Origin of the sequence: Streptomyces sp. NPDC051740 (assembly GCF_044453165.1) — a bacterium.
In the GTDB taxonomy this organism is placed as follows: domain Bacteria; phylum Actinomycetota; class Actinomycetes; order Streptomycetales; family Streptomycetaceae; genus Streptomyces; species Streptomyces atrovirens.
Window position 1 is genome coordinate 329,973 of record NZ_JBITCL010000001.1, and the last position, 14,468, is coordinate 344,440.

The window sequence follows — 14,468 nt, forward strand, 5'->3', positions numbered from 1 at the left end:
CGTCGAGTGTCCAGTGATGTCCGAAAGATTCCTGGGGTGGACGGGAACGGGGGTGGGCGCGCCGCTCAGCACAGCGGCACCGCCTCACCGGGCCCCTCCGGCCATACCGCCAACGGAGTGAATCCCTGGTGGCCGCACTCACCGAAGACCCTGACCGGGACGCCGCCCGACAGGGCGACCAGACGCCACAGACCGGGGCGGGACCGCGCGGCCGGCGTGAGCGGCAGGGCCGCGTCCTCGTCGGCGTCGGCCAGCTGCCAGCCGTCACCGTCCGGAGTCGGTATCACCCGGTCCAGCGTCACCGGGACCGAGTCCAGCCAGGGGTCGTCGCGCAGCGCCTCGCCGTAGCGGGCTGCCGCCCGGGCCGTCGTCGTCCCCGGTGGCCGTACGTCCGTCGGCGCGGCCGGCGCGAACCGCTCGCCCAGGGCCGCCCGTGGCTGTCCCGCGCCCGGGTACGCGGACAGCTCCGCGTCGAGGGCCAGCCCGACCGGCAGCGCGAGCTCCGGGGCGCGGCCCGCCGCACCGTAGGAGAGGAGCAGCGCCGTGCGCCCCGAGTCCGTGCCGTACAGCCAGACGCGGCGGGTCGTCAGACGGCTGTCCGCCGTGTCGTACTGGGCGAGGACCAGCCAGTGGTCCCGTATCGCCGGACCGTCCGCCGGCGCGGGCAGGCCGATACGGGAACGGACCGTCGCGGCCAGGCCCTCCGGCAGCCGCTCCCGGCGCAGCCAGCCCCGGCCGAGGAGGTGGAGCAGCGCGCACTCCTCCAGCAGCCGCATCGGCCGGCCCGGTCCGGTGCCCGCGAGCGCCCCCAGCTCCCGCACCCGGGCGGCCAGCCCCGGCGCCTGGGCGTCGACCATGCGGGCCGCGGTCTCCTCCCACAGTCCGTCCCCCGACTGCTCGGCCGCCGCCAGGCCGCCGCGGAGCAGATCCGCCAGGCGCTGCTCCAGCTCCACCGCGCCCGCCGTCACCCGCTCGGCCCGGCGCTCCGCCCTGCGCCGCGCCGCCTCCGGACCGGCGGAACCCGAGGAACCCGAGGAATCCGAGGTGCCCGCGGTCCGCTTCTCCTCCGTACGCGTGCGCCGGCCCGCGATCCACTGCTCGGCCCACTCCGGCGCCTCCCCCCGCGGCACCGCCCCGTCCCCGCCCGACCAGAGCAGCAGCAGACCGAGCGCGTGCTTGCACGGGAACTTACGGCTCGGGCAACTGCAGTGGTACGCGGGCCCGGAGGCGTCCGCGACGTCGACGACCGTCCGGTACGGAGTGCCCCCACCGCCCGCGCACAGCCCCCACACCGTCCCCTCTCCCGAACTGCCGGTCCCGGACCACGGACCGGCCGCGCCGAGTCTGCTCCCCGCCGTGCGTGACGCGGGGTCAGGCGCCAGTGCCAGCACCTGGTCCGCGGTCCAGCGCACCCCCTGCTGAGTCATGCCACCGAAACTAGATCCCGGCACTGACAATCGCCCCGGCGAGCGCATTCGCGCAGGTCAGAGCGATTGTCAGTGGCGTGGTGCACGGTTGGTGGCAGATCCGAACCGGCCGAGCTGGAGGGGGACTCCGCCATGACTGTGTCCGTTGGACCGACGCCCGTCGACCCGACGCGGAACGGCTCCGCGCCCGCGAACGCCGCGCCCGCGACCGTGTCGCCCGCGCAGACGCTTCGACCGCACGCCGAGGACGCCTTCGCCGCCGAACTCGCCGCGCTGGCGGCGCAGGACGACCGCCCCCGCCCCGCCCGCTGGCGGCTGTCGCCGTGGGCCGTCGCCACCTACCTGCTCGGCGGCACACTGCCGGACGGCACGGTCGTCACGCCGAAGTACATCGGCCCGCGCCGCATCGTCGAGGTCGCGGTGAGCACCCTCGCCACCGACCGCGCCCTGCTCCTGCTCGGCGTGCCCGGCACCGCGAAGACCTGGGTCTCCGAACACCTGGCCGCCGCGGTCAGCGGCGACTCCACCCTGCTCGTGCAGGGCACGGCCGGCACCCCGGAGGAGGCCATCCGCTACGGCTGGAACTACGCCCGGCTGCTCGCCCACGGCCCCAGCCGCGACGCCCTCGTGCCCAGCCCGGTGATGCGGGCCATGGCGGAGGGCATGACGGCCCGCGTCGAGGAGCTGACCCGCATTCCGGCCGACGTCCAGGACACGCTGATCACCCTCCTGTCGGAGAAGACGCTGCCGATACCGGAGCTGGGCCAGGAGGTGCAGGCCGTCCGCGGCTTCAACCTGATCGCCACGGCCAACGACCGCGACCGCGGGGTCAACGACCTGTCCAGCGCCCTGCGCCGCCGCTTCAGCACCGTGGTGCTGCCGCTGCCGGAGACCCCGGAGGCGGAGGTCGACATCGTCTCGCGCCGGGTCGACCAGATCGGCCGCTCCCTCGACCTGCCGGCCGTGCCCGACGGCATCGACGAGATCCGCCGGGTCGTCACCGTCTTCCGCGAGCTGCGCGACGGGGTCACCACCGACGGCCGCACGAAGCTCAAGTCGCCCAGCGGCACGCTGTCGACCGCCGAGGCGATCTCCGTCGTCACGGGCGGGCTGGCGCTCGCCGCCCACTTCGGGGACGGCGTGCTGCGGGCCGGGGACGTCGCCGCGGGCCTCCTCGGCGCGGTCGTCCGGGACCCGGCGGCGGACCGCGTCGTCTGGCAGGAGTACCTGGAGACCGTGGTCCGCGAACGCGACGGCTGGAAGGACTTCTACCGGGCCTGTCGGGAGGTGAGTGGATGAAGAACGACAGGAAGGCGGACACCGTGGGGCCGCTCCTGCTCGGCGTGCGGCACCACGGGCCGGGGTCCGCGCGGGCGGTCCGGGCGGTCCTGGAGGAGGCCCGGCCGGGCGCCGTGCTGATCGAGGGCCCGCCGGAGGCGGACGCGCTGGTCCCGCTCGCCGCCGAGGAGGACATGCGGCCGCCCGTCGCGCTGTTCGCCCACGCGGTGGACGAACCCGGCCGCTCGGCCTTCTGGCCGCTGGCCGAGTTCTCCCCGGAGTGGGTCGCGCTCCGCTGGGCGCTGGAGCACGAGGTCCCGGCCCGTTTCATCGACCTGCCGGCCACGCACACCCTGGCCTGGGAGGACGACGAGGACCCCGGGCCCGGCGCGGGCGACGACGTGCGGGCCGACCCCCTGGGGACGCTCGCCGAAGCCGCCGGGTACGACGACGCGGAGCGGTGGTGGGAGGACGTCGTCGAGCACCGGGGCGTGGGCGAGGGGGACGCGATGGCGTCGTTCACCGCGCTCGAGGAGGCCATGACCGTGCTGCGGGAGGAGTGCGGAAGCGGGGGACACCGGCGGGACCTCGTGCGCGAGGCGCACATGCGGCTGCGGATCCGGGCGGCGCGGCGGGAGTTCGAGGACCGCGTGGCCGTGGTCTGCGGGGCCTGGCACGTGCCGGCGCTGCGGCGGAAGGCCACCGTCGCCGCCGACCGCGCCCTGCTGAAAGGGCTGCCCAAGGTGAAGACGGACATGACCTGGGTGCCCTGGACCCACCGCAGACTCTCCCGGACGAGCGGCTACGGCGCGGGCATCGACTCCCCGGGCTGGTACGGGCACCTGTTCGGCGCCCCGGACCGGCCGGTCGAGCGGTGGCTGACCAAGGTGGCCGGACTGCTGCGGGCCGAGGACCGGACCGTCTCCTCCGCGCACGTCATCGAGGCCGTACGGCTGGCGGAGACCCTCGCCGTGCTGCGCGGTCGTCCGCTGCCCGGCCTGGGCGAGACGACCGACGCCGTACGGGCGGTGATGTGCGAGGGCTCCGACGTGCCGCTGGCACTGGTGCACGACCGGCTGGTCGTCGGCGACGTGCTCGGGGAGGTGCCGGCGACGGCACCCGCCGTGCCGTTGCAGCGGGACCTCGCGCGGATCCAGCGCCGGCTGCGGCTGAGACCCGAGGCCGGGGAGCGGGAACTGGAACTCGACCTGCGCAAGGAGACCGACGCGGAGCGCGGCAGACTGCTGCACCGGCTGCGGCTGCTCGGCATCTGCTGGGGAGAGCCGGCCGCCGCCCGCGGCGGCACGGGGACCTTCCGGGAGACCTGGCGGCTGCGCTGGGAGCCCGAGCTGTCCGTGCGGGGCGCCGAGGCCGGGGTCTGGGGGACGACCGTGCTCACCGCCGCGACCGCCAAGGCGGAGGCGGACGCCGTCGGCGCGCGGGGCCTCGCCGAGGTCACCGGGCTCGCCGAGCGCTGCCTGCTGGCCGCACTGCCCGAGGCGCTGCCCACGGTGATGCGGGTCCTCACCGACCGCGCGGCCCTCGACACGGACGTCGGCCACCTCGCCCAGGCCCTGCCCGCCCTGGTCCGCTCGCTGCGCTACGGCGACGTACGCGGCACCGACACCGCGGCGCTGGCCGAGGTCGCCGCCGGTCTCGCCGAGCGGGTCTTCGTCGGACTGCCCCCGGCCTGCGCGGCGCTGGACGCGGACGCCGCCGACGAGATGCGGCGCCATGTCGACGCGGTGCACGGCGCGGTGGGTCTCCTCGGCGACGCCCCCGCACCGGGCCACGGGAAGCTGCGCGCCCGCTGGCAGTCGGTGCTGCGGACCCTGTCCGCACGGGACACCGTGCCCGGCGTCATACGGGGGCGGTCCGTGCGGCTGCTGCTGGACGACGGGGAGCTGGCGCAGGACGAGGCGACGCGGCTCATGGGGCTCGTGCTGTCGCCGGGCACCCCGCCGGCGGACGCGGCCGCGTGGATCGAGGGCTTCGTCGGCGGCGGCTCGGGCGGCGGACTGCTCCTGGTCCACGACGAGCGGCTGCTCGGACTGGTCGACACCTGGCTGACGGACGTACCGGCGGAGGCGTTCACGGACGTACTGCCGCTGCTGCGGCGGACGTTCTCGGCGTACGAGCCGGGGGTGCGGCGCACCCTCGGTGAACTGGTCCGGCGCGGTCCGGGGGCACGCGGGAGCGCGGCGACCGCGGTGTCCGGCACCCCCGGCTTCGCCCCCGATCCCGACACCGCCCGCGCGGACGCCGTGCTGCCGGTGCTGCGGCTGCTGCTCGGGCCGGACGGGGACGACGGGGGAGCGCGCGACGAACCGGCGGAGGTGACGGCATGACGGACACACAGGGCGAGGCGGCCACGACGACGGGCCCGGCGCGGGAGCGGCTGCGGCGCTGGCGGCTCGTGCTCGGCGGGGACCCGGCCGACGGCACCGGACACACCCTGTCCGGGCAGGACGCCGCGATGGACGGAGCGCTCGCCGCGCTCTACGGCAAGGGGGACAGACCGCAGGCGGGCCGGGACCGTTCGGCGGGGCTCGGCGCGTCGGCACCGTCGGTGGCCCGCTGGCTCGGGGACATCCGGACCTACTTCCCGTCCTCCGTCGTCCAGGTCATGCAGCGCGACGCCATCGACCGGCTCGGCCTCGCCACGCTCCTGCTGGAACCGGAGATGCTGGAGGCCGTCGAGGCCGACGTCCACCTCGTCGGCACGCTGCTGTCGCTCGACAAGGCGATGCCGGAGACGACGAAGGAGACGGCACGAGCGGTCGTGCGCAAGGTCGTCGAGGACCTGGAGAAGCGGCTCGCCACCCGCACCCGGGCCGTCCTCACCGGCGCCCTCGACCGCAGCGCCCGCGTCAGCCGGCCACGCCACCACGACATCGACTGGAACCGCACGATCGCCGCCAACCTCAAGCACTACCTACCGGAGCACCGGACGGTCGTGCCCGACCGGCTCGTCGGCCACGGGCGTGCCTCGCGGTCGGTGAAGAAGGAGATCGTCCTCTGCGTCGACCAGTCCGGGTCGATGGCCGCGTCCGTCGTGTACGCCTCGGTGTTCGGGGCGGTGCTCGCCTCCATGCGGTCGGTCGACACCCGGCTCGTCGTGTTCGACACGGCGGTCGTCGACCTCACCGACCAGCTCGCCGACCCCGTCGACGTGCTCTTCGGTACGCAGCTCGGCGGCGGTACGGACATCAACCGGGCGCTGGCGTACTGCCAGTCGCGGATCACCCGGCCGGCGGAGACGGTGGTCGTGCTGATCAGCGACCTCTACGAAGGCGGCATACGCGACGAGATGCTCAAGCGGGTGGCGGCGATGAAGGCGTCGGGGGTGCGGTTCGTGACGCTGCTCGCGCTGTCCGACGAGGGGGCGCCCGCGTACGACAGGGAGCACGCGGCGGCGCTCGCCGCGCTGGGCGCACCGGCGTTCGCCTGCACACCCGATCTGTTCCCGGAGGTGATGGCGGCGGCGGTCGAGAAGCGGCCGTTGCCGATACCGGACGCGGGATGAGGGGCGGACTCGGGCCGCTGGAAACGGACATGAGTACCCATCGGTAACGGAGGGCTTGCGCAACCTCGGGAGTCGCGTGCGAGGATCTGCGCTGTTCGATTACAGGGACCCGTGAAGTGTCTTCAGCCGTCCCGCCGTCCGGGAGGACCCGCCACCCTTGACCTGGTCAGCAGCCGTGCCCGGTGCCGCTCTGCGCGCGATGCGCGCGGCGGCCGGGTGGCGTGCGGTCCGGTTGGCACTGCTGGTGGGCGTGGTGTTCGTGCTCGGCGTGCTGTGCGGGGAGCGGGCACGGGCGGCGGACGGCGGGCCGGTCGAGGGGACCTCCTCCGCCATCGGGTCCGTCGCCGCCGGGTCCGTGGTGCCGACCGGCTCGGGCACCGCGCCCGACCCGGACTCGAACGGTCCCGCGTCGGTCATCGAGGCGCTCACCGTGCCGCGCCCGGACGTGGCCGGCCCGATCCGCCCGCTGACCGGGACCGTGGTCCGGTCCGTGGACGAGCGGGTCGTACGGCCGGCCGGGGAACTGGTCGGCACGGTGACCGACCGGCTGGACGAGGCGACGCCGGGGCAGCTCCCCGTCCTGCCCGCGCTCCCCGCCCTGCCGGCCTTGCCCGTCCTGCCCGCGCTCCCCGGCCTGGAGCAGCCCGCGCCGCTGCCGGAGCTCCCGGAGCTCCCGGAGCTCCCGGGCCTGCCCGACGTCCCGGAGCAGACGCTCCCCGAGCCGAGCGCGCCCGACCCGCAGCCGAGCACGCCCGACCCGCGGCCGGACACCTCGGCACCGCCGTCCGACGCGCCCGGGCAGGACGCCCCGGCCGAGCCGAAGGGGTCGGACGGACCGTCCGGGACCGTGGGGCCGGCCGCGGGCCCCGTCGCCCACGGCCCGGCACTCGTCCGTGCCGGCGACGCGACCCACGCGGACCAGGGACACCGGCCCGCGCAGGACGCTGTACACGCCGACTCGGCCCCCGCACCGCACGCTCCCGGCACTCCCGGCACTCCCGCCGGTCGGTCGGACGGCACGACGGGCAGCCGCTCGGCCGCGGACCACGGCACACCGCGACACGCTGACGCGTACGCCGTCACCGCGCATCACCGCCCGCCGCTCCGGCTCGTACCCGGCGCCACCGTGCGCGCCGAGGCGGCCGGTACGCGGGATCCGTACCGGGGCGTCCCGGTCTCACCCGCTTAGGGGCCGCCCCTCCCTCGCCGCGGACACGTGCGCGTGAGGGCGGCGCGGCGGCCTGCCCGCCCGGGCACCCTCCGTGTCCCGGCGGAAACCGCCCCGGACCCTCTCACGCCGGTCCGGCCGCACGCGCCCGTGTCCCCACCCGTACCTGACTCACGGGTGACAAAGGACTCCGCGGGGCATCAGGACCCGGACAGTCGAAAGCCGTCGGTCTGTCCGGTCGGAACCTCGTGGAGGGGGGGGGGGGGGGGGGGGGGGGGGGGGGGGGGGGGGGGGGCGGCGCCCCCCCCCCCCCCCCCCCCCGGTTCGGGACGGGAAGGGGCGGCGGGGGCGAAAAGCCCTCCCGCCCCACCCCCTACTTCACGGACCCCGCCATAACCCCTTGCACGAAGTGCCGCTGGAACGCGAAGAACACCACGACCGGCACCACCAGCGACAGAAAAGCCCCCGGCGCCAGCACATCGATGTTGCTGCCGAACTGCCGGATCTGCGACTGAAGCTGCACGGTCAACGGCTGCGAAGAACTGTCCGCGAACAACAACGCCACCAGCATGTCGTTCCACACCCAGAGGAACTGGAAGATCGCAAGACTGGCGATCGCCGGCCGCCCCACCGGCAACACCAGCCGGGTGAAGATCCGCCACTCACTCCCCCCGTCCATCCGCGCGGCCTCCAGCATCTCCTTCGGCATCTCGGCGAAGTAGTTCCGCAACAGGAACACCGCGAACGGCAGTCCGTAAGCCACGTGGAACAGCACGACGCCCGGAATCGTCCCGAACAACCCGAGCTGCCCGAAGAGCTTGGCGACCGGCAGCAACCCGATCTGCACGGGCACGACCAACAGCGCGACCACAACGAGGAAGACCGGTTCCCGCCCCGGGAAGTCCAGCCACGCGAAGGCGTATCCGGCGAGCGCGGCGACGACCACCACCAGCACAGTGGTCGGCACCGAGATCAGCACGGTGTTCCAGAACGCCTGTGTGATCCCCGAATTCCCCAGCAACGCCGAGTAGTTCTCGAAGGACAACTCCCCCGGGCTGGTGAACACGGTCCACCAGCCCCCCTCCGCCGTCTCCTCGGCCGACCGCAGCGAGGACAGGAACAGCCCGGCCAGCGGAGTCATCCACACCAGCCCGATCACCACCAGGAACGCCTGCACCACCGCGTTACCCAGGACACGCCGCACCGCGCTCACCGCTGACTCCTCCGAAAACGACGGACGTTGAACACCATGGCCGGAATGACCAGGAGCAGCAGCAGCACGCCCAGCGCACTGCCCAGCCCCTGGTTGTTGCCGCCGCCGAACGACACCAGCCACATCTGCGTCGCGAGCACGGTCGCGTCCTCCTGAACGGGACCGGGCGCGATGATGTAGACGAGGTCGAAGACCTTCATCACGTTGATCACCAGCGTCACGAACACCACGGTGAGAACGGGCGCGAGCAACGGAACGGTGATCCGCCGGAAGATCTGCCACTCGTTGGCCCCGTCCATCCGCGCCGCCTCCAGCGCGTCCCGCGGCAGCGTGGACAGCCCCGCCCCGATCAGCACCATCGCGAACCCGGTCCAGATCCACAGGTACGCCCCGATGATCGCGGGGGTGACGAGCGCCGGGCCGAGCCAGGAGACGCCGTCGTAAGGGGCCGCGAAGTTGGACGAGGGCAGCTTCAGGGCGTACGAGCCACCGCCGAGCCCCGCGAACCGGAACGACCCGTCGGCCGCGGTGGTCGTACTGGCGACCGTCTCCCCGCCACGCACCGCTTCGACCGTGACCCCGGGCAGTCCGCTCTCCTCCCGGTCGACCACCCCCGGCTCCCCTCCCCCACCGGGCGTGAAGTCGAGGTACACCACACCGCGCACCTCGTCGGAACCGGCCTCTGCCGCGACAGCGGCGGGTTCGGCGTCCCCCGGCAGGTCCTTGGGAGCCACCCCGACCAGCCCCAGCACCGCCGCCGTCCCCCCGGGCGACACGTCCGCCCCGGTGACGTACGACCCGTCCGCCCGCTCGGTCAGCCCCTCACCGTCCCGCGCACGGGCGGTCGGATACGACGACGTGCCCGTGAAGGCGTCGTGCACGGACACGACGGCCGCGTTGAGCACGCCCTTGTCCGGGTCGTCGTCGTAGGCGAGCCGGAAGATGATGCCGGCGGCGAGGAAGGACACCGCCATCGGCATGAACAGCAGCAGCTTGAACGCGGTCGCCCAGCGGACCTTCTCCACCAGGACGGCCAGGACCAGCCCCAGCCCGGTCAGCAGCGTCGGCGCCACGACGACCCAGATCGCGGTGTTCCGGATGGCCTTGAGGGTGGTCGGGTCGCGGAACATCTCGGCGTAGTTCTCGCCGCCCACGAACTCGCCGCCGGAGGCGTCGAAGAAGCTGCGGCCGACGGAGAACAGCACCGGGTACACCACCAGCGCGCCCAGCAGGAGCAGCGCGGGGAACACGAACAGCAGGGCGATGACGCGCCCCCGCCGGCGCAGGCGCCTGCCGCGCGCGCCGTCGGGGTGCGCGGGCGCCGGGGGGCTCGCCTCTTTCACCAGTGTGGCGGTCACGGCCGTCAGTTCCCGTACGCCTTGGCCGCGGCGTCCTCGAGCTCGGCGGCGGTCTTCGCCGGGTCGGCCGGGTCGCGCAGGAAGTCCTGGAGGATCTTCCACTCGCCGGTGCCCTTGGTGCCGCCGAAGGCCGCGGGGGCCTGGTCGGACATGTCGAAGCGGACCGAGTCGCCCGCCTCGATCAGGGACTCGGCGGTGGCGCGGGTGACGTCGTCGCCGTAGGAGGAGAGGTCGAGCTTCCTGTTCGGGGAGAGGAAGCCGCCCGCCTCGGCCCACACGGCGGCGGCCTCCGGGGTGGCGAGGTACTCCAGGAGTGCCATGCCGGCCTCGCTGTTCCTGCCGTCCTCGAGGACGACGGCCGCGTCGCCGCCGCTGACCACGGGCGCCTTGCCGTCGCCGACCGGCGGGAAGGGGAAGAAGTTCGCGTCGGTGCCGATGGTCCTGCCGAACTGGTCCTTGGCGACACCGGCGACGAAGTCGCCCTCGTACACCATGGCAGCCTTGGCCTTCGGCCCGAAGACCTTCTCCACGGAGCCGGGGAAGTCGGTGTTGAGGGCCTGCTTCCGGCCGCCCGCGACGAGCCGCTCGTCCTTGAAGAGCTTGCCGAGGGTGGTGAGCGCCTCGACGACGGTCGGGTCGGTCCACTGGAGTTCGTGTGCGGCGAGGGCGTCGTACTTCTCGGGTCCCGCCTGGGAGAGGTAGACGTTCTCGAACCAGTCGGTGAGGGTCCAGCCGTCCTGGCCGGCGACGGAGAACGCGGCGAGACCGGAGTCGGAGATCGTCCGTCCGTTCTCCAGCATGGCGTCGTAGGTCTTCGGCGGGGTGACGCCGGCCTGTTCGAGGGCCTCGGGGCTGTACCAGACGGTCGACTTGTGGGCGGCCTTGAAGTAGAGGCCGTAGAGGGTGCCGTCGACGCTGCCGTAGTTCCGCCACACCTCGGCGAAGTTGCCGTCGACGGTGGACCGCACCTTCTCGTCGAGCGGCTTGAGCCAGCCCTTCTCGGCGAACTGCTTGAGCACGCCGACCTGCGGGACCATGACGACGTCGGGGGCGTTGCCGCCCTCGATCTTACTGCCGACGACGGTGGAGACGTTGTCGCCGGTGGAGACGAAGGCGGTCTCGGCGCCGGTCTTCTCGGTGAAGGCGTCGAGCACCTTCTGGAAGTTCTTCTGCTCGCTGCCGGACCAGACACCGGCCACGGTGACGGTCTGGCCGTCGAGCGACTTGTCGCCGCCGCCGGCCGTGACGGGGTCGCCGCCGCCGCAGGCGGTCGCGCCGAGCGCGAGGACGAGGGCGGTGCATCCGGTGAGCAGGGTGGTACGTCGTCGCATCATCGTCGATGTCCCTTCGTTGGTACGGGCTTTCAGGAGCCGTCGATCCACCAGGCGGCGGTGGAGCCGGGGAGCGTCCCGGGCGGGCAGGGGCCGCTGGCGAGCAGCGGGGTGCCGGCGACCGGGGCGGGTACGGGGGCGGCGGTGAAGTTGACGGCGCAGACCAGGTCGTCGCCGCGGGTGAAGGCGAGGACGCCGGGCTGGGTGTCCAGCCAGCGGAGCGTGCCCTCGCCCAACTGGTTGAGGGCGGCGCGCAGTTGGAGGCCGTCGCGGTACAGGTGCCAGAAGGAGCGGGTGTCGGCGAGCGCCCGGTCGGTGGCGTGCTCGGCGAACCACTCGGGCTGCGGCAGCCAGGGCCGTACGCCCTCGGCGCCGGAGGTGAAGCCGAACGGTGAGGCCTGCCCCGACCAGGGCAGTGGCACACGGCAGCCGTCGCGGATCCGGGCGCGGCTGCCGGTGCGGCGGAAGATCGGGTCGGTGAGCACGTCGTCGGGCAGGTCCACGACCTCGGGCAGGCCCAGTTCCTCGCCCTGGTAGATGTACGCGGCACCGGGCAGCGCCAGCATCAGCAGCGCGGCGGCGCGGGCGCGGGCCGGGCCGAGTCCGCTGCCTTCCGGGGCGGGTTCGCCGTAGCGGGTGACGGTGCGGACCTGGTCGTGGTTGTTGAGGACCCAGGTGACGGTGGAGCCGGTGCCGGCGATGTCCTGCATGGCCTCGGAGATGACCTTGCGGAAGGCGTCGGCGTCCCAGGGGGCGCCGAGCAGGTCGAAGAAGAAGGCCTGGTGGAGTTCGTCCGGGCGGACGTAGCGGGCGTGTTCGCGGGCGGTGGGGACGGAGACCTCGCCGACCAGGAGGCGTTCGCGGCCGTCGCGGGCGGTGTACTCCTCGCACACCGTCCGCCAGTGCCGCCACACCTCGTGCACCTCGGGCTGGTTCCAGGCGAGCGGGTTGACCGAGTCGCGGGTGCGGGCGTCGGCCTCCGGGTCCGGGGAGTCGGGCAGCTCCGGGTGCTTGTACAGGCCGGCGGCGACGTCGATGCGGAAGCCGTCGGCGCCCCGGTCCAGCCAGAAGCGGAGTATGCGGTCGAACTCGGCGGCGACCTCGGGCTCGCGCCAGTTCCAGTCGGGCTGTTCGGGCGTGAACATGTGCAGGTACCACTGGCCGGGGCGGCCGTCGGGCTCGGTGATCCGGGTCCAGGCGGGGCCGCCGAACATGGCGTGCCAGTTGTTGGGCGGCTCGGCGCCGTCGGGGCCGCGGCCGTCGGCGAAGTGGAAGCGGGCGCGCTCGGGGCCGCCCGGGGCCGCGTCGAGGGCGGCGCGGAACCAGGGGTGCTCGCTGGAGCAGTGGTTGGGGACGATGTCCAGCAGCACCTTGACGCCGAGCCGCCGGGCGGCGTCGACCAGCAGGTCGAACTCGGCGAGGTCGCCGAAGACCGGGTCGACGCCGGTGTAGTCGGCCACGTCGTAGCCGTGGTCGTGCTGCGGCGAGGGGTAGAAGGGGCTCAGCCAGATCCCGTCCACGCCGAGCTTCTTCAGATACGGCAGCCCGGCCCTGACCCCGGCGAGATCGCCGATGCCGTCGCCGGTGCTGTCCAGAAAGCTGCGGACGTAGACCTGGTAGATCACCGCGTCACGCCACCAGTGGTGCCTGTTCACCCCGTTGACCTGTCTGTGAGGAGTGCTCGTTATGCATGCATGTTAGGTAGCGGAGTTGCGAGGGTGTCAATGAACGTGCGCGGGATACCGTGGAGTCACCCGGTTCATACGGGTACCTAGACGGGCATAACGGTCGCGTTTGAGACGTCCGCGTTACCTAACATGTAACTAGGGGGGGGTTCTATCGCGAGGAGACGGCGGCCAGCTCGCCCGCCAGCCGGCGCACCGCGGCCCCGGGCGTCTGCCGCCCGGTCATCGCGTCGTGCACCACCGCCTGCACCACCAGGCTCACCTGGTCGTAGTGCGGGCTCTTGGGGCGCGGGGCGGCGGCGAGCACGCTCTCGCGCAGGGTCGGCAGGTAGGGGAACCGCCGGACCAGTTCCGGATCGTCGTACAGGTCGGCCCGTACGGGCGGCAGCGCGCCGCGTGTGAGGACCTGGCGCTGTACGCGCTCGCTGGTGAGGTACGCGATCAGGCGCGCGGCGGAGTCGGGGTGCCGGGCGTGGCCGGCGACGGCCAGGTTGGAGCCGCCGAGGACGCTCGTGCCCGGACCGTCCGGTCCCGGCAGCGGTACGGCGCCGACCTTGCCGGCGACCTTCGAACCCGGCGCGGAGGCGGCGACGTAGGCGTAGGGCCAGTTGCGCAGGAAGAGCAGACGGCCGTCCTGGAAGGCCTGCTTGGACTCCTCCTCCTTGTACGTCAGCGCCTCACGGGGGATCCAGCCCTCGCGGACTCCGCGCGCGAGGAAGCCGATGCCGTCCCTGGCCGCCCACGAGTTCACGGTGACGCGTTCGCCCTCGTCGCCGAGGATGGTGCCGCCGGCCGAGTAGACGGCCTCGGCCGCGTTCACCGTCAGCCCCTCGTAGGGCAGGAACTGGCCGGCGTAACCGTCGAGGCCGTGCTCCGGGGCGAGGGTCCTCGCGGCCCGTTCGAGATCGGCCCAGGTGCGCGGGGGTGGGACGCCCGCTTCGGCGAGGACGTCCTCGCGGTACAGGAGCAGCCCGGCGTTGGTGACGTACGGGACCGCGTACAGGCGTCCGTCGTACGTCGCCGTGTCCACGACCCGGGGCAGGAAGGTGCCGAGCGGGAAGCGGTCGCGGGGCAGCGGGCGGATCCAGCCGGCGGCGGCGAACTCCGAGGTCCAGCTCACGTCGATGTTGAGCACGTCGAACCGGCCGCGCTCGCCGCCGCGCAGGTCGGTGATCATCTGCGCGCGGGTCTCGTCGGCGGAGTCGGGCAGCTCGACGAGGGTGACCTCCTCGCCGGGGTGGGTGCGGTTCCAGCCCTCCAGCACGGAGCCCAGATAGCCGGTGAGGTCACCGGCGGTGGCCAGGGTGAGCGGTCCGCGACCGCCCCCGCCGGCCTCGTCGGCCCGCGCCCCGGAGGCGACGTAACCGGTCAGGACGACGATCAGGACGAGGAGGCCCCTACCCGCGGCATGGATCCACCGCATAGGTTCCTCCCTGTACACCGGCACCCGGGCACCATCGTCCGGGGGTCAGAGGCCATGTA

General features: G+C 73.6%; 10 protein-coding genes. 4 read left to right on the forward strand and 6 right to left on the reverse strand.

The genetic code is table 11. The features are described 5' to 3' along the window. Positions 1 to 65: 65 nt before the first annotated feature. The gene (locus ACIA6T_RS01640) at positions 66 to 1,427 is read right to left on the reverse strand and encodes an SWIM zinc finger family protein (protein WP_399444540.1); all 1,362 of its coding nucleotides are present in this window, start codon (positions 1,425 to 1,427) and stop codon (positions 66 to 68) included. A 132-nt stretch (positions 1,428 to 1,559) separates the two neighbouring features. On the opposite strand from ACIA6T_RS01640, the gene ACIA6T_RS01645 reads away from it, so the two are divergent. The 4 genes from ACIA6T_RS01645 (at position 1,560) to ACIA6T_RS01660 (ending at position 7,420) form a co-directional block, all read left to right on the forward strand. Next, a complete protein-coding gene (locus ACIA6T_RS01645) occupies positions 1,560 to 2,726 on the forward strand; it encodes an AAA family ATPase (protein WP_399444541.1) in 1,167 nt (388 codons plus the stop codon). Beyond that, the gene (locus ACIA6T_RS01650) at positions 2,723 to 5,053 is read left to right on the forward strand and encodes a DUF5682 family protein (RefSeq protein ID WP_399444542.1); all 2,331 of its coding nucleotides are present in this window, start codon (positions 2,723 to 2,725) and stop codon (positions 5,051 to 5,053) included. The genes ACIA6T_RS01645 and ACIA6T_RS01650 overlap by 4 nt, the downstream gene beginning before the upstream one ends. Beyond that, positions 5,050 to 6,231: a VWA domain-containing protein gene (locus tag ACIA6T_RS01655; RefSeq protein WP_399444543.1), complete on the forward strand. Its 1,182-nt coding sequence runs from the start codon at positions 5,050 to 5,052 to the stop codon at positions 6,229 to 6,231. The genes ACIA6T_RS01650 and ACIA6T_RS01655 overlap by 4 nt, the downstream gene beginning before the upstream one ends. A gap of 157 nt (positions 6,232 to 6,388) precedes the next feature. Continuing rightward, positions 6,389 to 7,420, forward strand: coding sequence for a hypothetical protein (locus ACIA6T_RS01660; RefSeq protein ID WP_399444544.1), 1,032 nt, complete (start codon positions 6,389 to 6,391; stop codon positions 7,418 to 7,420). Positions 7,421 to 7,772: 352 nt separating this feature from the next. On the opposite strand, the gene ACIA6T_RS01665 is transcribed toward ACIA6T_RS01660, so the two are convergent. The 5 genes from ACIA6T_RS01665 to ACIA6T_RS01685 all read right to left on the reverse strand — a co-directional run bounded on the left by ACIA6T_RS01665 (position 7,773) and on the right by ACIA6T_RS01685 (position 14,409). Next, entirely contained in the window at positions 7,773 to 8,612 is an 840-nt protein-coding gene (locus ACIA6T_RS01665) for a carbohydrate ABC transporter permease (RefSeq protein ID WP_073937105.1), read from the reverse strand. Beyond that, complete coding sequence (locus tag ACIA6T_RS01670; protein ID WP_399444545.1) at positions 8,609 to 9,970, reverse strand: ABC transporter permease subunit; 1,362 nt, start codon at positions 9,968 to 9,970, stop codon at positions 8,609 to 8,611. Before ACIA6T_RS01670 ends, ACIA6T_RS01665 begins: the two co-directional genes overlap by 4 nt. 5 nt (positions 9,971 to 9,975) lie before the next feature. Further along, the gene (locus tag ACIA6T_RS01675; RefSeq protein WP_399444546.1) at positions 9,976 to 11,304 is read right to left on the reverse strand and encodes an ABC transporter substrate-binding protein; all 1,329 of its coding nucleotides are present in this window, start codon (positions 11,302 to 11,304) and stop codon (positions 9,976 to 9,978) included. 29 nt (positions 11,305 to 11,333) lie between these two features. Further along, positions 11,334 to 12,956, reverse strand: coding sequence for a glycoside hydrolase family 13 protein (locus tag ACIA6T_RS01680; RefSeq protein WP_399444547.1), 1,623 nt, complete (start codon positions 12,954 to 12,956; stop codon positions 11,334 to 11,336). Positions 12,957 to 13,137: 181 nt separating this feature from the next. Beyond that, positions 13,138 to 14,409, reverse strand: coding sequence for an ABC transporter substrate-binding protein (locus ACIA6T_RS01685; protein WP_399444548.1), 1,272 nt, complete (start codon positions 14,407 to 14,409; stop codon positions 13,138 to 13,140). Between the last annotated feature and the right edge of the window lie 59 nt (positions 14,410 to 14,468).

What these genes read in the sequence shown, in the direction of transcription:
- ACIA6T_RS01640 (WP_399444540.1), bottom strand. Translation starts at nt 1,427, where the DNA reads ATGACTCAGCAGGGGGTGCGCTGGACCGCGGACCAGGTGCTGGCACTG.
- ACIA6T_RS01645 (WP_399444541.1), top strand. Translation starts at nt 1,560, where the DNA reads ATGACTGTGTCCGTTGGACCGACGCCCGTCGACCCGACGCGGAACGGC.
- ACIA6T_RS01650 (WP_399444542.1), top strand. Translation starts at nt 2,723, where the DNA reads ATGAAGAACGACAGGAAGGCGGACACCGTGGGGCCGCTCCTGCTCGGC.
- ACIA6T_RS01655 (WP_399444543.1), top strand. Translation starts at nt 5,050, where the DNA reads ATGACGGACACACAGGGCGAGGCGGCCACGACGACGGGCCCGGCGCGG.
- ACIA6T_RS01675 (WP_399444546.1), bottom strand. Translation starts at nt 11,304, where the DNA reads ATGATGCGACGACGTACCACCCTGCTCACCGGATGCACCGCCCTCGTC.
- ACIA6T_RS01685 (WP_399444548.1), bottom strand. Translation starts at nt 14,409, where the DNA reads ATGCGGTGGATCCATGCCGCGGGTAGGGGCCTCCTCGTCCTGATCGTC.